An 18,800-nucleotide genomic window follows, 5' to 3' on the forward strand; every position below is an offset into this window, starting at 1 on the left:
GTCCGGAAACGACACTCAGCCGATCTTGTAGCTGTACGGCAGCGTCGCGATCACTTCACCGGTGCCGACCTGCGGCAGACCCGTCACGCCGGTCGGGAGGGTCGGCACGGTCACCAGGTTGAGGTGGCCGGTCACCGACGCGCCGCGCTTGCCCGAAGGCGTGATCGTCACGTTGACGGTCACCGTCTGGCCCGGCTGGACGAGCAGCGGCGTGCCGCCCGTGCCGTTGGGGTCGACGGACTGGTCGTACGGGTCGCCGGTGGACGAGGTCACCGCGGCGTCGAAGCCCGCCGTCTTGATCGACGCCGTGTAGGAGGCGTGGCCGGCCGGGGCGCCCGACGGGCCGAACGGGCCCATCTCCTGGACGCTGGCGAACCAGATGCCCTTCGTGACGTAGCCCTGCTTCTCGCCGATCGTCGCGACGGACACGGTGCTGCCGGCCTGCGCGGCCTTCAGGTCACCGAGCACGTCGATGCCCGCGGCCGAGCCCTGCAGCTCCACCTGAGCCGGCACCGAAGACGACGTCGCGACGGTGAACTTGCTCGTGTCCGGCGGGATCGAGTAGATCGGCGCGTTGGCGCCGACCTCGGGCAGGTCGACGTCGGTCGAGCCCTGGATGGGCTGCGGCTGCAGGGTCTGCTGCGCGTTGGTCCGCGCGTCCACGCCGATCGCGATCGGCTCGACACCCGTGTTGCGCACCGTCACCGGCACCGTGACAGCCTGGCCGGCGGCCAGCTTCTTCGAGGCCGAGTTCGGCAGCGCCGGAGCGCTCACCACGACCTGGTCGAAGCCCACCGTGCCGGTGAACGGCTGCTCGATCTGCTTGCCCGTCACCGGGTTCTGCACCACGACCACGAAGTGCCAGCGGCCCGGCAGCGGGTTCGCGTCCGTGAGCTGCAGCGTGGTGCCCTGCGACAGTTGGGTCGCGGAGCTGAGGAACACGTTGCTGTTCACGTCCGCGAGCTCACCGTTCGGGTCCACGAGCACCCCGTCGATGACGGTGCCCGGGTCCTGCAGCTTCACCGCGACGTCGAGGTCCTTCTTGCCCTTGGGCACGTCGAACTCGTAGCTGAACGTCTGCGCCGGCGAGACCGCCCGCGCGTTGCCGCCCGTGATCGTGCCGCCGAAGGAACCCTTGCCGTTCTTGGTCGGGACCAGCGCGCGCAGCACGGCGGACACGGTGGTCTGGTGGCCGTCGGAGCTGCCGAACGTGATCGAGTAGTCCGCGTCGCCGCCCGTCGCCGGGGTCTGCAGCGAGACCTTGACCGGCTTGGTCTGGCCCGGCTTCAGCGTCAGCACGGCCGGGGAGACCTGGCCGTACGGGATCGCCCGCTGAGTGGAGGTGGCGAGCTGGATGTTGCCGGTGTAGCCGGTCGGGCCACCGGCGGAGTACAGCACCGCGGTCCACGTGCCCGCGACCGGGCGCGTGACGTCCACGTTGGCGTAGTTCGCCGTGGCCGCGCCACCCTGCGGGCGGCTGTTGGCCACGAACGTGCCGTCGGGTGCCAGCAGCGACACGCGCACGACCGGGGTCACCGACTGGCCGTTCACGGTCTTCGGGCTGCCCTGCCACGCCATCCGCGCGAGCAGGCGCTGCGCACCGGCCGGCACGGAGAAGGTGACCTTCTTGTACGCCCAGTCCGTGCCGTTGTAGTACGGGAACGTCGGCAGCTTCGTCGAGTCGAACGCGGTGGTCTGCGTCTGCGCCGAAAGCGGAGCGAACGAGCGCGTGCCCGCCGTGACCGTCAGCGGCTTGGTGCCGACGTTGGTCACGTTGACCGTGGCCTTCTGCGTGCTGCCCGGCGCGCCCTCCAGCGTGAGCTGGTCGGCCGACAGGGCGATGTTCGACGAGACACCCGCCGGGGCACCGGAAGTGCCGGGCGAGGTCAGTGCCGCCTCCACGGCCGCGCGCGCGTCGAGCAGACCGGAGCCCTGCTCGTCGGCGGGCAGGCCGAGGTCACGCGTGGTGCCGGTGATGAACTGCTTCACCTGCGCGGGCGTCGGCGACGCACCGTGGTGCGTGCCGCGGTAGGCCTGGATCACCAGCGCGGCGACACCCGCAGTCAGCGGGGCCGATTCACTGGTGCCACCGAAGGACTCGAGGTCCGTCGGCTGCGGCACGGTCTTGAAGTCGCGGCATTCGGCATACGCGGGCGCGCAGTCGGCCCAGTTGCCCTCACCCGGGGCGACCAGGTCGATGGTGCGCCCGTTCTGTGTGATGCCCGATGAGGACAGCGCGGAGATGTTGTCGCTCGTCCACTTCCCGTTGGAGAACGGGAAGGCCGCGTAGGTGGTCTGCGCGTAGAGCCGGTTGTCCGTGGTCGCGCCGGCGGAGATCACCAGCGGGTCGGTGGCCGGGCTGCCGATGGTCGACGTGATGCCCGCGTCGCCGCTGGAGGCGGTGACGGTGACGCCCGCGGCCACGGCCTCGTCGTTGAACACCTGGAACAGGTTGCGCGAGCTCGCGTCCGGGTACTGGTTCAGACCCAGCGACTCGTTGATCACGTCGACGTGGTCCACGGTCACGGCGTAGTCGATCGCCTGCAGCACCGCGGAGTTCGTGGCGGTGGAGCCGAACACGTTGAGCCCCACCAGGCTCGCGCCCGGCGAAACACCCTTCACCACAATGTTGCAGCCCGCGGGCAGCGGGTGCTTCTCGTTCACGAACTTCGACAGGTCGTGCACCACCACGCCCTGCGCGGCGATGGACGACGCGTCGCCGAAGGCCTCGGCGCCGGATTCGGTCGTGGCGGGACCGTCGCCGGAGAAGTCCTGGTAGTCGGAGAAGACGTGGGAACCGTCGGGACGGATGAAGTCCGCGTAGTTCGGGTCCATGTTGTCCGCGAGGAACGCGACCTTCACGCCTGAGCCGTCGGCGAGGTCCGAAGCGGCCTTGGACCCGTCGGTGCTGTAAGCGTGGATCGAGGTCAGCGCCTCGGGCTCCAGCAACGGCTTCGCCGGGTCGGTCGGGCAGATCGCGTTCGGGTCCTGGTTCTGCGCCGTGCCGCCGCCGGCCTTGGGCGCGCCGGCGTCCGCGTTCTTGCCCGCGGGGTTCGCGTCGGGCAGCGTGACTTTGCTGTCCGGCAGCACCTGCGCCACGGCCGGGTCGGCCGCCAGCTGCGCCGCCTGGTCCGGCGTCACCGTGGCGGAGAACGCGTTGCCCAGCGCGAAGTGCTTGACCTTGGCCGGCGCCGTGCCGGCCAGCTTGGCCAGCACCGACTCCTGCTGCTGGGTCGCCTTGGCCCGCCGGGTGCCCGAAGCCGCCTTGGTGGCGGGCGCGTCGGGCAGCTGGTCCTTGAGGACCACGATCACCGATTGCGGTGCGCTGCTCGCCTGAGCGGTGGGCGCGGCGACGGCGGCCTGACTGCCGAGCTGGGTGACCCCGGCCAGTGCCAGACCGCCTGTCGCGGCTATTACGAGCGCGCGAACGGATCGCGAGGAACGCCGCATGTGCAGCTCCCACTTCCTTCTCGAAGGGTTCGAAAGTTACCGGCCCCGACGAAATCGAGCACAGTCGTGCCGGCCCGATTTCCCATGCCGGAGAACTATTTCGCGCGCCTCGACGATCCACAAGCGACAATAGTGGTGAAGAAATCGACGCAAATGGGACACCATTTCCGGAATGCCCGGAATCGGTGTCCCATTTGTCGGTGAAGCGAATTCCCGCTCAGGTCACGGGAAGGTGACTACGGGAGTTTCGGGCAACGGTGAGTGTCCCCGCGAACGCCACCACGGCGAGGCAGCCGAGCAACATCGGGTAGCTCGCGACTCCGCTGAGCGCCGCGAGCAGCGACGGCAGCAGGAAGCCGATGTAGGCCAGCGCGTAGTAGACCCCGGTCAGCTGGGCGATTTCCTCAGGTCGCGCGAGCCGTTGCAGCTCCAGGAGTCCGGACACCACGACGATGCCGTACGCGGTCCCGAGCACCACGGCCGTGATCAGCGCGAGCCATGGCGAACGCAGATCCGCGGCGACGGCGGCGAGGACCAGACCAGTGCACATCACGGCCATTCCGGTGAGCACCGCGCGGGCGCTGGTGGTCCGGTCCACGCGTTTGGCGATCGGCTGGATCCCGACTCCCGCGCCGATCGCGCACACCGTCAGCAGCGTTGAGTAGGCGAGTGACCACGAACCGAGTTTGTCCTGCACCAGTTGCGGCATGATCGCGTACGCGACGCCGCACGAGCCGAAGATCCACGGGGCCATCGGCAGGATGATCCGGCGGAACCGCGGGTGCCGGGTCGTCACGGGCAGCCGGCTCAGCGCCGGCTTGCGGCTTTCGAGGCCGAGCGTTTCCGGGCTTCGCGGGATGAGCGGCAGGGCGAGCAGTGCCAGTCCGATGTGGACCGCGAAGGGCAGCACCATCGGCCACGGCCCCCACTGCGCGAGCACCCCGGCCGCGCCGGGCCCGATGCCGAGCCCGAGCGTGAGGCACAGGGCCGCTCGCCGGGTGCCGAGGTCGGCCGCGCCGCGCGGGTCGGCGTCGGCGAGCTCCTTGATCCACGTGGAGCCCACGGCCATCGCGGCCGCCACGGCCACGCCGGTCAGGAACCGGCCCGCGGCGATCCAGCCGGCGCCTTCCGGGCCGAGCGCGATGAGCACGCTCGCGAGCAGCGACAGCACGGTGCCGGCGAGCATTACAGGCCGGCGACCGTAGCGATTGGACAGTCCACCCGAAAGCAGCAAGCCGGGCACCAGCCCGACCACGTACGCGCCCAGCAGCGCGTCGACGGTGAAGGTGGAGTAGCCGGCTTCCTCGTACATCACCAGGAGCGGTGTGAACTGGTTGCCGCCCCAGCCGACCACGAACACCGCCGCGGCGGCGCCGAACCAGGCCGGGCGCGCGGTGGCGGCCTGGGGGAGCGGGGTGCTTTCGGCGGTGGCGGTCATCGGCGGTGCACCAGGTCCAGGTGTGCGCGCAGCGCGGGGCCGAACGCGTCGCCGTCGGCGCGCTCGATGATGCCGAGCAGGTCCTCGTGTTCACGCAGCACCACCGGCAGCACATCCGGGATCGGGCGCAGGGCGTGCACGTTCATCCGGCGCTGCCGGTCGGCGAGCGTGGCGTAGAAGTCGAGCAGCAACGCGTTGCCGCCGGCCGCGACGATGGTGCGGTGGAACAGCTCGTCGGCTTCGGCGAACCCGTGCAGGTCACCGGAGTCCGCATGACCGCGCTGGGTGTCCAGCACCCCGCGCAGCTGCTCCAGCGCGTCGGGGATGAGGTCGGGCCGGCGCACGAGGCGGCGCACGGCCGCGCCCTCCACGGCCTCCCGCGCGTCGAGCACGTCCTCGGCCTCGCCCGGCGGCACGGGCACCACCACGGCACCGCGCTTCGGGATGAGGTTGAGGAACCCCTCGACCTGCAGGCGCAGGAACGCCTCGCGCACGGGCGTGCGGCTCACCCCGAGCCGCTCGGCGATCTCCCCTTCGCTGAACAGGTGCCCACCGGGGAGCTCGCCCGTGAGGACGAGCTCCTTCGTGAGCCGGTACGCGCGGTCGGCAGCGCCGGGCGCGGTGTACTTGGCAGGTGTCACGCCTGCGAAGCTAGCATGCGTCCAAGCTTGTATCTAAGGCCATGTGACCTGCGGCTCACTCGATCCAGCGCAGCACGGGAGCCGACGTCAGCGCACCCGGCTGGAGCGTCGCCTCGGTCTCGACGGTGAACGTCGCCGACTCGCCGGGTAGCAGCGTCACGAGGGCGAAGTCCACGCTCGCGTCGGCGGCGAGGCGGTCGGGGAACAGGCAGACGTCGCGCATGAGCGTGTCGGCGATGACGGTGACCTCGTAGCCGCCGTCGAAGCCGGTGACGGACTGCGTGAACTCGGCCTGGGGGTAGGCGATGTCCTTGTCCTCGGCGAAGAACCAGAACGCGCGCTCGTCGCCGGCGTCGGCCACGAGGAACTCGCGCGTCGGGTCGCCGGCCGCGAACTCGGGGCGCGGCGCGATGCCGGGCGCGACCGCGGCCGACGCCAGCTCCTCGCCGGTCACGGACATCCGCCGCACGTCGACCGTCTCCGGGGCGAAGCCGAGCGCGAAGACCGTGAGGCCTCCGGGGCGCGGCTGGATCGTGAGCAGTTCGTCGGCGTAGACCTCGCGCAGCGCGTACCACAGCGGCTTCGGCCGGCCCGCGCCGTCGACCGCGGCCCACGACGTGACGGGCCAGCAGTCGTTGAGCTGCCACACGATCGCGCCCATGCAGCGCGGCGCGTGCGAGCGGTAGTGCTCCACGGCCAGCCGGATCGCGCGGGCCTGGTTGACCTGGTTGAGGAAGTGCCAGTCGTCGAAACTCGTCGGCTCGGCGAAGTGCGGCTCGAGGCCGCGCGCGAGCTTTCCGTTGCCGTCGAAGGCTTTCTGGTGGTGCAGCACGCCGGGGGAGTCGGCAGCCAGTGGCTCGTCGTGCACGGCCTCGGTGAGCGTGGCGTACGTCGGCGGAGCCTGCCAGCCGAACTCGGACACGAACCGCGGCACGGTGTCGCGGTAGCCGAGGTAGTCGCGCTCGTTCCACATGTCCCACACGTGCTGGCAGCCGTAGTCGGGGTCCAGCGCGTCGCGCTCCGGCGAGAGCGCCCACGGGCTGCCCGGCACGTACGGCCGCGTCGGGTCCAGCTCGCCGACGACCGCCGGCAGCAGCTTCTCGTAGAACGTCGCGCCCCACGGCTGGCCGGCCAGGCGCTCCTGCCAGTCCCAGTGGAACCAGCCGAGGTAGTTTTCGTTGTTGCCGCACCACAGCGCCAGCGACGGGTGCGGCGCGAGGCGGGCCACGTTCTCACGCGCCTCGGCCTCGACCTCGTCGGCCAGCACGTCCTCGGGGTACGGCATGCAGGCGAACAGGAAGTCCTGCCACACGAGCACGCCTTCGCGGTCGCACTCGGCGTAGAACTCGTCGCTTTCGAAGATCCCGCCGCCCCACACGCGCAGCAGGTCGATGTTCACGTCCTTCGCCTGCTCGATGCGGCGGGCGTAGCGCTGCGCGTCGACGCGGTGGGGGAAGCAGTCGTCGGGGATCCAGTTGGCGCCGCGGACGAACAGCGGCGTGCCGTTGACCGACAGGGTGAACGCGCCGTCGGTGGTGTCGAGCGCGACCGTGCGGAAGCCGATCTCGCGGGTCCAGGTGTCGAGCACGGTTCCGTCGGCGGCCTCGAGCGTCACCTCCAGCGGGTACAGCGGCTGCTCGCCGAGTGTGTGCGGCCACCACAGTTCAGGCGACGGCACGCGCGCGGTGTCGCCGGCCGCCTCGACGCCGGCCACGCGGATGCGCACGGTGCCTTCGCCCTCGACCTCGGTGTGGACCGTGACCACACCGTCGGTGCCGTCGACCGTGATCACTGGCCGGACGGACGCGAGCCGGCCCGTGGTGACCTCAAGGCGCGCCGGGCGCCAGAGGCCGGCGGTGACGAGCGACGGGCCCCAGTCCCAGCCGAAGTTGCAGGCCATCTTGCGGATGAAGTTCGACGGCTCGCCGTCGTTGGTGCGCGGCAGCGGGTGGGCCTCGGCCCGCGCACGGGCGTAGCGCACGGCGGAGGCGAAGGTGACCGACAGCTCGTTGCCCTCGGGCCGCAGCTCACCGGCCGGGAAGCGGTAGGAGCGGTGCATGTTCTCGGTCTCGCCGAGCACGCGGCCGTTGAGCTCGATCTTGGCGACGGTGTCGAGGCCGTCGAACGCGAGCGCGGCCGCGCCAGGGGCGTCCGGACGGTCGAACCCGGTCTCGTAGCGCCAGTCCGTGAGCCCGATCCACTGCACGAGGTCCTCGTTGCGGTCGAGGTACGGGTCGGGGATCAGGCCGGCGGCGAGCAGGTCGGTGTGCACCGAGCCGGGCACGGTCGCCGGCAGCCCGGCCCGCAGCGTCTCCACGAGCTCGGCGGGCACCTCGCCCAGGTCGCCGGTCGCCCGCACCGTCCACCGCGTCAGGTCCATCCCCATGCCTCGCCGTCCTCTCTCCGGGCCTGTCCGCGCGATCATGCCTTGTCTCGTCGTTGTCCACCGCCACGAGGGACCGCGAACGCGCTGCTCCTTATGGTCTGAACCATTGCTCTCTTCGCCGCGCGGACGTTCCGGACACCGGGAAAACCCTGATCCTGTCTGGGCTTCTGTCCGTTCGGACGTGATCGTTCACGCCGGGAGCGCTGACAGAATCCGCGACGTCGGGTGAGCAGCCGACCGCGATTCGTCAGCGAAAGGGACGCGCATGTCGTTCGCCAAAGCGGCACTGAAGATCCTCCTCACGTTCCTCCTGGCGGTGGTCGCGTTCACCGTGGTGCCCGCGCTCGCCCAGGCCGCGCCGGCCGCCGCTGTAGCCCCGGTGGCGCCGGTCGTCGGGCGCAAGGCGTGCCCGGAGCAGCCGAAACCCGGTGAGGTCACGTGCTTCGCGCTGTTCCGCGGCGACGCGCACGGGATGCAGCGCGCCGCGGCGCCGCAGGGCTACGGCCCGGCGGACCTCGCCGGCGCGTACGAGCTCCCGACGGCCACGGGCGGCGACGGGATGACGGTCGCGATCGTCGACGCCTACGACACCCCCGACGCGGAAGCCGAGATGGGCGTGTACCGCGCGCAGTTCGGCCTGCCCCCGTGCACGGTCGCGAACGGCTGCTTCACGCGCGTGGACCAGCGCGGCGGCCAGGACTTCCCGGCCGGGAACACGGGCTGGCAGCAGGAGACGATGCTCGACCTCGACATGGTCTCGGCCGTCTGCCCGCGCTGCCACATCCTGCTCGTCGAGGCCGACGACTCGCTGGTGCCGAACATGGGCGCCGCGGTGAACCAGGCCGTCGCCATGGGCGCGAAGTTCGTGTCCAACAGCTACGGCGCCGACGAGGACCCGGCCGAGCTCGACCTGGACGAGGCCTACTACGACCACCCCGGCGTCGTGGTCACCGCGAGCTCGGGCGATTACGGCTACGGGCCGCAGTTCCCCGCAGCCTCGCCGCACGTGACGTCGGTCGGCGGCACCTCGCTCTACCGCGACGCGAACGCCCGCGGCTGGCGCGAGACGGTGTGGTCCGGCACCGGCAGCGGCTGTTCCGCGTACGAGCCGAAGCCCCCGGCGCAGACGGATTCCGGCTGTGCCAACCGGACCATCGCCGACGTCTCGGCGGTCGCGGACCTCGCCACCGGTGTCGCGGTCTTCGTGCACGGCGCGTGGGGTCTCGCGGGTGGCACGAGCGCGTCGTCGCCGATCGTCGCGGCGGCCTACGCGCTGGCCGGCACTCCCGCGGCGGGCACTTACCCGAACGCGCTGCCCTACCGCTCCGGCGCGACCTTCAACGACGTCACCGAAGGCGCCAACGGCACGTGCGCCCCGGCGTACCTCTGCACCGCCGGCGCCGGCTTCGACGGACCCACGGGCCTGGGTACGCCGCGCGGCATCTCGGCCTTCACGCCCGGCGCGACCGGCCTCGTCTCCGGCACGGTCCGCGACGCCGCCGGCGCGCCGCTGGCCGGTGCGCAGGTGAAGGCCGGTGACCTCGCCACGACGGTGGACGCCGAGGGCCACTACACGCTGGGCGTGCCCGTGGGCACCTACGCCGTGACCGCGGGCAAGTTCTCCTACCGCGACACCACTGTCGACGACGTGACCGTCGAGGCCGGCAAGACCGCGACCGCGAACTTCACGCTGGCGTCCGTGCCTTCCGTGCAGCTGAGCGGGACCGTGCGCGACGGCAGTGGCCACGGCTGGCCGGTGGCCGCGCATGTCCAGGTCGCCGGGCAGCCGACCACGGCCGTGCAGACGGATCCGCTCACCGGGCGGTACTCGATGACCGTGCCCGAGGACGCGACCTACTCCGTGCAGGTCGACCCGGACTACCCCGGATACCTGCCCCGCTCCGCGTCCGTGCCGGTCGGCGACACCGCCGCCACGCACGACGCCGTCGTGACCGTCGACCCCGTGACCTGCGGCGCGCCCGGCTACGCCAACCGCTTCACCGGCGACACGCAGGACTTCGAGGCGCCCTCGACGTGGCAGGTGGTGAACAACCTCGGTGACGGCGCGGCCACGTGGGCGTTCGACAACCCGGGCGGCCGCGACAACTACACCGGCGGCACCGGCGCGTTCGCCACCGTGGACAGCAACTCGATCGGCGGCGACCAGGACACGTCGCTGGTCAGCCCCGTCGTCGACCTGAGCGGCACGGCCAACCCGACCGTGCGGTTCGCGAGCGACTACCAGGGCACGCAGGGCCAGCAGGGCGCCGTGGACTTCACGACCGACGGCGGCGCCACCTGGACCACCGTTTGGCAGCACGGCAGCGACACCGTGTCCGGGCCGTCGACGCAGGTCGTGCCGCTGCCGGGTGCGGCGGGCAAGAAGACCGTGCAGGTGCGCTTCAACTACCGCGACCAGCTGTTCGGCTTCTGGTGGCAGGTCGACGACGTCCTCATCGGTGACCACGCGTGCGACGTCGTGCCCGGCGGGCTCGTCACCGGCTCGGTGCACGACCACGTGACCGGCGCCGCGCTCGGTGGGGCCTCGGTGGACAGCGTCGACCGGCCCGGCGAGGGCGCGACGACGCAGTCCGACGGCTCGTACTGGTTCTTCTCCAGCGTCACCGGCAGCCACCCGGTCACCGCGTCGGCCACGAACTTCGTGCCGGGCACGCAGAAGACCGTGGTGGCGCCCGACGCCGTGACCCCGGCCGACTTCCTGCTCGACGCCGGCCGGCTCGAGGTGACCAGCGCGGCCGTGAACAAAACGGTGGCGTGGCAAGGGAAGACAACTGCGAACGTCAAGGTGCGCAACACCGGCACGGCACCCGTGGACGTGCGGCTGAATCCGTCGTCCGGCGCGTTCACCCCGGCCGTGGCGCACTCGGCGCCGCTGCAGCGGATCAAGGGCGACTTCAGCACAGGACCGTTGCTGGGGCACGTGAAGCAGGCCGCCCCCGCCGAGACGCTGGCGGCCGGTGACGCGTGGCAGACCGTGGCCGACTATCCGACGAAGATCATGGACAACGGCGTCGCGACTGTGAACGGGAAGGTCTACTCCTTCACGGGCCTCAACGGCGCCGAGCTGACGACCAAGAACTTCGTCTACGACCCGGGCACGCTCGCGTGGACGCCGATCGCCGAGCTCGCGACTCCGCGGGAAACCCCCGCGGTGGTGGCGGTCGGCACGAAGATCTACGTGACCGGCGGCTGGGCCGACGGCAGCATCCCGGTGACGAACACCGACATCTACGACACCGTCACCGACACGTGGACCGCGGGTGCACCGATGCCCACGGCCACCTCCGCGATGGGCGTCGCCGTGGCCGGCGGGCGGATCTACGTGGTCGGCGGCTGCGACGGCGGCAACTGCGGTGTCACGCGGGTGCAGGTCTACGACCCGGCCGTGGACAAGTGGTCGGCCGGCCCGGCGCTGCCCGCGCCGATCGGCTGGACCAACTGCGGCACCATCGCCGGTTCGATCTACTGCGCCGGCGGCGTCAGCGGCCTGGACAACCTGAAGACCGCGTACAAGCTCGACGTCGAGAAGGGCGCGTGGTCGCGCGTCGCCGACCTGCCGGTGCAGATGTGGGGCTCGGCCTCGACCGTCGCGAATGGACAATTGCTGCTCTCGGGCGGCATCGCCGACGGTGAGCTCACCAACGCCGGCTACGCGTACGACCCGGCGTCCAACCAGTGGTCGGCGCTGCCGAACTCGAACGAGACGCTGTTCCGCGGCGGCAGCACCTGCGGCTTCTACCGCATCGGCGGCTCGGCGAACGCGAGCTTCAACCCGACCAGTCACGACCTGCTGCTGCCGGGCTACGGCGAATGCGGGGAGTACGTGTCGATCCCGTGGCTGTCGACCACGCCGTCGGTGACCACGATCGCGCCGGGCAAGACGGCGACGTTCACGGTGACGCTCGACGCGAGCGTCGCGGCGATCACGCAACCGGGCACGTACACGGCGCAGCTGGTCGTCGGGGCGCAGGTCCCGAAGGCGGTGGCCGCGATCCCCGTGTCGTTCACGGTGCAGCCGCCGGCCACGTGGAGCAAGCTGACCGGCACCGTCACCGGCGCGCGCTGCGGCGCGACGGCGGGTCCGCTGGCCGCGGTGACCGTGCAGGTCGACAGCTGGGCGGCGAGCTACACGCTCAAGACCGACGCCGCGGGCCACTACACGCTGTGGCTCGACCGCCGGAACAACCCGCTCACGCTCATCGCGGCCCGCGACGGCTGGCAGCCACAGACGCGCAGCGTCAAACTGGTCAAGGGGCAGGCGGTGACCGCGGACTTCGTCCTCAAGCCGGCCGGCTGCTGAGCTTCGGCGGCGGGGCCGGGGTGACGGCCGGTCCCGCCGCCGGGGTGTGGGGAACCGCACGTCCCGATGTTGTGCAATGTGACATACTACTGGCCATGGTGGCGACGGGAAGGTCCCCCGACGTGGTCGTCGTGGGCGCCGGAGTGGTCGGGGCGGCGTGCGCTTACTACTGCGCGGCCGCGGGCCTGCGCGTCGCGGTGCTCGACCGCGGCGGCGTCGCCGGCGGGACGACCAGCGGTGGCGAGGGCAACATCCTCGTGTCGGACAAGGAACTCGGGCCGGAGCTCGACCTGGCGCTGCTGTCGATCCGGCTGTGGGCCCGGCTGGGCGAGGAGTTCGGGCCCGCTTCCCTGGAGCTGGAACACAAGGGTGGCGTGGTCGTGGCGCAGTCCGCGGACGCCGCCCGGGGCTTGGCGGAGCTGGCGGCCGAGCAACGCGCGCGCGGCGTTTCGGTCGAAGATCTGACACCGGCCGAGGTCGCCGAGCTGGAGCCGAACCTGACGCCGGACGTCGCTTCCGGCGCGTATTACCCGCAGGACAAGCAGGTGCAGCCGATGCTCGCGGCCGCTGCGCTGCTGCGGCAGGCGGGCCGGCTCGGGGCCGAGTTGCACACGGGCGTCGAGGTGCGGTCGTTCCGGCGGCGGGCCGACGGTTCGGTCGGCGGGGTGCGCACGTCCGCGGGCGAGTTCTCCGCGCCGTGGGTGGTGAACGCCGCGGGCACGTGGGGCGGAGACGTCTCGAAGCTCGCGGGCGCCCCGATCCCGGTGCTGCCGCGGCGCGGTTTCGTGCTGGTCACCGAACCGCTGCCGCGCGTGATCCGGCACAAGGTCTACACGGCCGACTACGTCGCCAACGTCTCGAGTGGCGACGCCGGACTGGAAACGTCGGTGGTCGTCGAGGGCACGCAGGCCGGCACGGTGCTCATCGGCGCGAGCCGTGAACGCGTCGGCTTCGACCGGCGGTTCTCGCTGCCCGTGGTGCGCAGGCTGGCGGCCCAGGCGATCGGTGTTTTCCCGTTCCTCGCCGACGTTTCCCTGCTGCGTAGCTACCTCGGCTTCCGGCCCTACTGCCCGGACCACCTCCCGGTGATCGGCGAGGACCCGCGCTTGCCTGGATTGGTGCACGCGTGCGGTCACGAAGGGGCGGGCATCGGTTTGGCCGCGGCGACGGGACACCTGATCGCGCAGGTGGCCACGGGTGCGAAGCCGGAGCTGGACTTGACGCCGTTCCGGGCCGACCGGTTCGAGGAGGTCGCGTGAGCGAGCGCGTGAAGTTTTCCTTCCGGGGCCAGGAGATCGTCGCGGAAGCCGGGCAGAGCGTGGGCGCCGCGTTGATCGCCGCCGGCCACCGGTCCTGGCGGACGACGCGCCGCGAAGGCGCGCCCCGCGGGGTGTTCTGCGGGATCGGCGTGTGTTTCGACTGTCTGGTCGTGGTGAACGGCAAGCCGGGGCGGCGCGCGTGCCTGACCGAGGTGCTGCCGGGCGACGTCGTCGAACCGCAGGAAGGAGCGGGCCGTGGTGAGCTTTCCCGCTGAAGCGGCGGAAATCGCGGTCCTCGGGGCCGGCCCGGCCGGGCTCGCCGCCGCGGTGACGGCCGCGTCGGCCGGCGCGCGAGTGACGCTGGTCGACGCCGGCGCGCGCGTGGGCGGGCAGTTCTGGCGCCACCGCGAAGGCGACGACGGCGTGGGCCACCACGACTGGCCGACGCTCGTGCGGCTGCGCGCGGGACTGTCCCGAGTGGACGTTCGAGCGCGGCACGCGATCTGGCACGTCGAGCGCACGGACGGCGGCTTCACCGTGCACACCGACCGCGGCGAGATTTCCTGCCGCACGGTGATCGTGGCGACGGGCGCGTACGACCGGCAGGTGCCGTTTCCCGGCTGGACGCTGCCGGGCGTCTACACCGCCGGTGGCGTGCAGGCGCTGCTCAAGGGCCACGGCGTGCGCGCGGGGAGCCGGGTCGTGGTGGCGGGGACGGGTCCGTTCCTGCTGCCCGTCGCCGCCGGGCTGGTCGAGGCCGGCGCCGAGGTGGCGGGGGTGTTCGAGGCCGGTTCGCCCGCCGGGTTCGCGCGCTCGCCGCTGGCCGTGCTGGCCAACGCCGGCAAGCTCGCCGAAGGCGCCGGGTACCTGAAAACGTTGCTGCGCCAACGAGTTCCGTACCGCACGCGCACCGCGGTCGTCGCCGCGCGGGGCACGGACGGGGTCGAGAGCGTCACGGTCGCGTCGCTCGATCGGCAGTGGCGGATCGTGGCGGGCAGTGAGCGGACGGTCGGGTGCGACACCGTCGCCGTCGGCTACGGCTTCACGCCCCAGCTGGAGCTCCCGCTGCAGCTGGGCTGCGAAACCCGCCTCGGCGCGGACGGCAGTCTCGTTGCCGTCGCCGACGACCAGCAGCGCGCCACCACGCCCGGTGTCTACCTCGCCGGCGAGGTCTGCGGCGTCGGCGGCTCCGCGCTTGCGCTGGTGGAGGGCGAGCTGGCCGGCCTGCACGCGGCACTCACCACGGTCGGGGCCGAGCCGAACCGGGACACCGTCGCGCGCTTGCTGCGGCAGCGCAAGTCGTTGCGCGCCTTCGCGAACGCGATGCACGCGGCCCACCCCGTGCGGCCCGGGTGGCAGACGTGGCTCGACTCCGAGACGCAGGCCTGCCGGTGCGAAGAGGTGTCCGCCGGCACTGTTCGAAGTGCGGTCAAGGACTTGGGCGCCACGGACGCGCGGACGGTGAAGCTGCTCGCCCGGCCGGGAATGGGCCTGTGCCAGGGCCGCGTCTGCGGCTACGCCACGGCCTGCCTCGTCGCTGCCGAATGCGGCCGTGAACCGACGGCCGCCGACCTCGCCGGGATCGCGGCGCGGCCGATCGCGCAGCCCGTGACGCTCGGGGACCTCGCGCGTGGCTGACCTCGAACTGTCCGAAGAGGACAACGCGATGCTCGCCGGTGAGCACGGCGAGGCGGTGAAACTGTGCCTGCGCATGGTCATCGCGCTCGCGCAGGTCCGGGGCGCCGCGCGGCTGCTGGCGGTCGAGTCCGCCCACGTCGACGGCTGCCTCTACCACGGCCAGGCCGGCCTGGACTTCGTCGAACGGCTCGGAGAGCTCGGCGGCCGCGTCGCCGTGCCGACCACGCTCAACGTCGGCTCCCTCGACCTGCGCCACCCCGACCTCGTGCACGCCGATGCCGAAACGACCGCCAACGCGCGCCGCCTGATGGCGGGTTACACCGCGCTGGGCTGCGAGCCGACGTGGACCTGCGCCCCGTACCAGCTCACGCACCGCCCGGCGTTCGGCACGCACGTGGCGTGGGCGGAGTCCAACGCGATCGTGTTCGCCAACTCCGTGCTCGGCGCCCGCACCGACCGCTACGGCGATTTCCTCGACATCGGCGCCGCCATCACCGGCCGTGTGCCCGACGCGGGCCTGCATCGCGACGCCGACCGTCGCGCGACGATCCGGCTCGACTGCGCGGGCCTTTCCCGGCGGCTGCTCGACGAGGACGCGGCGTGGGGCGTGCTCGGCCACCTCGCGGGTCGCCTCGCGGGCAGTGGGGTGCCGGTGCTGACCGGCGTGCCCGCGACCGTGACGGAGGACCAGCTGAAGGCGTTCGGCGCCGCCGCCGCGTCGAGTGGGGGAGTGGGGCTGTTCCACGTCGTGGGTGTGACGCCGGAGGCGCCGGAGCTCGCGTCCGTCGCGTCGCCGGACCTCGTGACGCACGGGGTGGACGCGGACCAGGTGCGTGCCATCCGCGACGAGCTGACCACGGCCCACGGCACGGACCTCGACGCGTTGTGCCTGGGCACGCCGCACTTCTCGCTCACGGAGTTCGAGCGCCTGGCCGCTCTGCTCGCCGACGGCGGGCCGTTCCACCACGACGTGCGCGCCTACGTGACCACGAGCCGCGCCGTGCTCGCGGAGGCCGATCGGCTCGGTTACGCGGAAACCGTGCGCTCCGCCGGGGCGCGGATCGTCGTCGACACCTGCACCTACATCACGCCGATCCTCGACGCCGGCCTGCGCACGGCGATGACGAACTCCGGCAAATGGGCCTGGTACGCGCCCGGCAACATCGGCGTGGACGTGGCCCTCGGCTCGCTCGCCGAATGCGTCGCGTCGGCGCGGGCCGGCCGGATCGTGCGGGACGAGGCGCTGTGGGCGAGCTGACCGGACGCACCGTGTTCCCTGGCGAAGCCACCGGCAAGCCGCTCGTGCTCGACGCCCCGCTGTCGTTCTGGGGCGGCACCGACCTGGCCGGCCGGATCGTCGACGAACACCACCCCCAGCGCGGCGCCACCCTCACCGGCCGCGTCCTCGTGCTGCCGCGGGCACGTGGCTCCAGCTCTTCGTCGTCGGTCCTGGCCGAGCAGATCCGCAGCGGCACCGCGCCCGCCGCCCTCGTCCTCACCGAACCCGACGCCATCCTCATGCTCGGCGCCTGGGTCGCCGCCGAGCTGTACGACCTGCGGTTGCCGATCGTGGTTCTCACCCGGCCCGACTACGCGCGGCTCGCGGCCTGCCGTGGTGCGGTGGAAGTCAGCGCTGGCCCGGAAACCGCGACGATCCGGCTCGGCTGACAGCTGGGCCGAACGCGTTCACCGAGGGTGGACGCGGCTTGCGCCCGGGCGATCGCAGCGCTGTTCCCGAGGGCGATCACCGTCCGCTCCGGTTCAGGCATCCGCGATGGACGCCGTGCGGAGGTGACGAAGCGCCGCTTCCGACGCCGAGCCCGGGTCCGCTGTGTAGAGCGTGAGGAACTGGTCCGCGTCGTCCAGCACGCCGAGCAGCTCGTAGGCCAGGGTGAACCGGCCCGCCACCGGATGGTTGAAGCTCTTCGCTCCGTAGGTGTGCTGGTGCACGTCGTGGTCGGCCCAGAGGCCGCGGAAGTCCTCGCTCGCGGCCGACAGGTCGCTGACCAGGCCCGCCAGCAGCGGGTCGGCGGGGTGGCGGCCCTGGTAGAGGTGCAGGTGCGCGACCGCCTCGGTCGCGCTGCCCGCCCAGTCCACCAGCACGCTGCGCGCCGCCGGGTCGGTGAAGAGGAACCGCACCATGTTGCGTGACGGTCCGGGCAGGGCTTCCCAGTCCGTGTACAGCGCGCGGGCCGGCCGGTTCGCGGCGAGCACGTCCATCCGGCGGCCGAGGACCATCGCCGGGAGCGGCTCGTGGGCATCGAGGATCCGGTGCACCGACGGCCGCACCCGCTGAGGCGGAACCGAGCGCCGCGCCGGGCGGGTGCTCCCGGGGCGCACCAGCGCGAACAGGTGCGCCCGCTCCGTGGCGTTCAGCCGCAGCGCGCGGGCCACCGCGTCGAGCACCGAATCGGACGGGTTGATCCGGCGGCCGCGCTCCAGCCGCACGTAGTAGTCCACGTTCACCCCGGCCAGCCTCGCGACCTCCTCGCGCCGCAGGCCGGGGACGCGGCGAACGCCGGCACCCGGACCCAGCCCGGCCTCGGCCGGGGTGACCCGGGCGCGGCGCGAGCGCAGGAACTCGCTCAGCTCGTCGTCCCGCTCCATGCGCCCGAGCCTAGAGCGAAGCGAGAACCAGCCGCCCGCTCACCTCCCGGGCGTCGATCCGCCGGTGCGCTTCGCGGGCCTCGGCGAACGGCAGCGTCGTCACTGGCAGGCTGATCTTCCCGTCGGTGAACAGCGGCAGCACCGTCCGCACCGCAGGCACGGCCGGTGAGGTGTCGGCGGCCAGGTAGCCGCCCACGTTGAACCCGACGACGCCGATGTTGCCGCCCCACACCGCGTTCGAGTCGAGCGCTGCGCCGTGCTCGCCGCCCGCGTTGCCGACCGCGAGCAGCCGGCCCATCGGAGCGAGCACGCCGATCGAGGCCCGCCGCAGGTCGCCGCCCACCGGATCGACGATCACGGTGAACCGCTCGTCTCCCAGCGCCTCGGTGAACTCACCGGAGAGGACCACCCGGTCGAACCCGAGCGCGAGCGCCGCGTCGACGTGCTCGGCCCGGCGCACGGTGCCGACCACATCGTTCGCCCCGAGCAGCCGCGCCACCTCGGGGTAGACCGACGACAGTGCGCCGAGGGCGCCGTGCACCAGCACCTTGCCGCCGACCGGCGGGCGCACCGCCTCGGTGAGGGACAGGTACGCCGTGACCGTGTTCGCGAACCCTGCGACGGCCTGTTCGCGGCTCACACCCGTGCCCGCCAGCGGCACCACCAGGTCGGCGGGCGCGACGGTGACCTCCGCGTATCCGCCCATCCGCGGCAGGGTCAGCGTCGCCACCTCGTCGCCGACGGCGAACCGGTCGACGCCCGGGCCCACGGCGCGCACGGTGCCCGCCACCTCCAGCCCGGGCACCACCGGCGGTCGTGGCGCGTAGTCGTAGTCGGCCAGTTCGCCGCGGCGGATGATCGCATCGACCAGCCCGACGGCCGAGTGGGACACGGTGACACTGAGTTCACCCGGCCCTGGGACGGGCTCGGGGACCTCGGCCGGCTCGAGGACGCCGGGGTCGCCGTACGCGGTGATGAACATGGCCTTCATGGGTGCGTTCCTCCTGGTGTGGCTGCGATCCACGACCGAGGCTAACGACGCGCGAGGCCCGGTCCGGCG

At 72.2% G+C, this 18,800-nt stretch carries 12 protein-coding genes; 6 read left to right on the top strand and 6 right to left on the bottom strand.

The features are described 5' to 3' along the window. Positions 1-15: 15 nt before the first annotated feature. The 4 genes from AB0M56_RS14000 to AB0M56_RS14015 form a co-directional block, all read right to left on the bottom strand. On the bottom strand, positions 16-3,450 hold the full coding sequence (locus AB0M56_RS14000; protein WP_364175003.1) for a S8 family serine peptidase: 3,435 nt from the start codon (positions 3,448-3,450) through the stop codon (positions 16-18). Positions 3,451-3,667: 217 nt separating this feature from the next. Beyond that, entirely contained in the window at positions 3,668-4,888 is a 1,221-nt protein-coding gene (locus AB0M56_RS14005; RefSeq protein ID WP_364175005.1) for an MFS transporter, read from the bottom strand. Further along, the gene (locus AB0M56_RS14010) at positions 4,885-5,529 is read right to left on the bottom strand and encodes a GntR family transcriptional regulator (protein WP_364175008.1); all 645 of its coding nucleotides are present in this window, start codon (positions 5,527-5,529) and stop codon (positions 4,885-4,887) included. Before AB0M56_RS14010 ends, AB0M56_RS14005 begins: the two co-directional genes overlap by 4 nt. Positions 5,530-5,584: 55 nt before the next feature. After that, positions 5,585-7,915 (bottom strand): glycoside hydrolase family 2 protein, encoded by a 2,331-nt coding sequence (locus AB0M56_RS14015; protein ID WP_364175011.1) that lies wholly within the window; start codon positions 7,913-7,915, stop codon positions 5,585-5,587. Between the two features lie 265 nt (positions 7,916-8,180). On the opposite strand from AB0M56_RS14015, the gene AB0M56_RS14020 reads away from it, so the two are divergent. The 6 genes from AB0M56_RS14020 to AB0M56_RS14045 all read left to right on the top strand — a co-directional run bounded on the left by AB0M56_RS14020 (position 8,181) and on the right by AB0M56_RS14045 (position 16,801). Then, positions 8,181-12,236 (top strand): carboxypeptidase regulatory-like domain-containing protein, encoded by a 4,056-nt coding sequence (locus AB0M56_RS14020; protein WP_364175014.1) that lies wholly within the window; start codon positions 8,181-8,183, stop codon positions 12,234-12,236. Positions 12,237-12,331: 95 nt separating this feature from the next. After that, positions 12,332-13,495, top strand: coding sequence for an FAD-dependent oxidoreductase (locus AB0M56_RS14025; protein ID WP_364175017.1), 1,164 nt, complete (start codon positions 12,332-12,334; stop codon positions 13,493-13,495). Further along, the gene (locus AB0M56_RS14030; protein ID WP_364175020.1) at positions 13,492-13,770 is read left to right on the top strand and encodes a (2Fe-2S)-binding protein; all 279 of its coding nucleotides are present in this window, start codon (positions 13,492-13,494) and stop codon (positions 13,768-13,770) included. Before AB0M56_RS14025 ends, AB0M56_RS14030 begins: the two co-directional genes overlap by 4 nt. Then, on the top strand, positions 13,754-15,133 hold the full coding sequence (locus AB0M56_RS14035; RefSeq protein WP_364175023.1) for an FAD/NAD(P)-binding oxidoreductase: 1,380 nt from the start codon (positions 13,754-13,756) through the stop codon (positions 15,131-15,133). Before AB0M56_RS14030 ends, AB0M56_RS14035 begins: the two co-directional genes overlap by 17 nt. Then, positions 15,126-16,391, top strand: coding sequence for an aconitase X catalytic domain-containing protein (locus AB0M56_RS14040; protein WP_364175025.1), 1,266 nt, complete (start codon positions 15,126-15,128; stop codon positions 16,389-16,391). Before AB0M56_RS14035 ends, AB0M56_RS14040 begins: the two co-directional genes overlap by 8 nt. Beyond that, the gene (locus AB0M56_RS14045; protein WP_364175028.1) at positions 16,379-16,801 is read left to right on the top strand and encodes a DUF126 domain-containing protein; all 423 of its coding nucleotides are present in this window, start codon (positions 16,379-16,381) and stop codon (positions 16,799-16,801) included. The genes AB0M56_RS14040 and AB0M56_RS14045 overlap by 13 nt, the downstream gene beginning before the upstream one ends. Positions 16,802-16,894: 93 nt before the next feature. Here the strand turns inward: AB0M56_RS14045 and AB0M56_RS14050 are convergent, their stop codons facing one another. Both AB0M56_RS14050 and AB0M56_RS14055 read right to left on the bottom strand, forming a co-directional pair. Beyond that, positions 16,895-17,740 (bottom strand): helix-turn-helix transcriptional regulator, encoded by an 846-nt coding sequence (locus AB0M56_RS14050; RefSeq protein ID WP_364175032.1) that lies wholly within the window; start codon positions 17,738-17,740, stop codon positions 16,895-16,897. A 10-nt stretch (positions 17,741-17,750) separates the two neighbouring features. Next, positions 17,751-18,731 carry a zinc-binding dehydrogenase gene (locus tag AB0M56_RS14055; protein ID WP_364175035.1) on the bottom strand — a complete coding sequence of 327 codons (981 nt, stop codon included), beginning with the start codon at positions 18,729-18,731 and terminating at the stop codon, positions 17,751-17,753. Between the last annotated feature and the right edge of the window lie 69 nt (positions 18,732-18,800).

It is taken from the genome of Amycolatopsis sp. NPDC051372 (assembly GCF_040682095.1).
GTDB lineage: Bacteria > Actinomycetota > Actinomycetes > Mycobacteriales > Pseudonocardiaceae > Amycolatopsis.

Coding starts and splice junctions, on each gene's coding strand:
- AB0M56_RS14015 (WP_364175011.1), bottom strand. CDS start 7,915: ATGGGGATGGACCTGACGCGGTGGACGGTGCGGGCGACCGGCGACCTG.
- AB0M56_RS14005 (WP_364175005.1), bottom strand. CDS start 4,888: ATGACCGCCACCGCCGAAAGCACCCCGCTCCCCCAGGCCGCCACCGCG.
- AB0M56_RS14050 (WP_364175032.1), bottom strand. CDS start 17,740: ATGGAGCGGGACGACGAGCTGAGCGAGTTCCTGCGCTCGCGCCGCGCC.
- AB0M56_RS14020 (WP_364175014.1), top strand. CDS start 8,181: ATGTCGTTCGCCAAAGCGGCACTGAAGATCCTCCTCACGTTCCTCCTG.
- AB0M56_RS14000 (WP_364175003.1), bottom strand. CDS start 3,450: ATGCGGCGTTCCTCGCGATCCGTTCGCGCGCTCGTAATAGCCGCGACA.
- AB0M56_RS14025 (WP_364175017.1), top strand. CDS start 12,332: ATGGTGGCGACGGGAAGGTCCCCCGACGTGGTCGTCGTGGGCGCCGGA.
- AB0M56_RS14055 (WP_364175035.1), bottom strand. CDS start 18,731: ATGAAGGCCATGTTCATCACCGCGTACGGCGACCCCGGCGTCCTCGAG.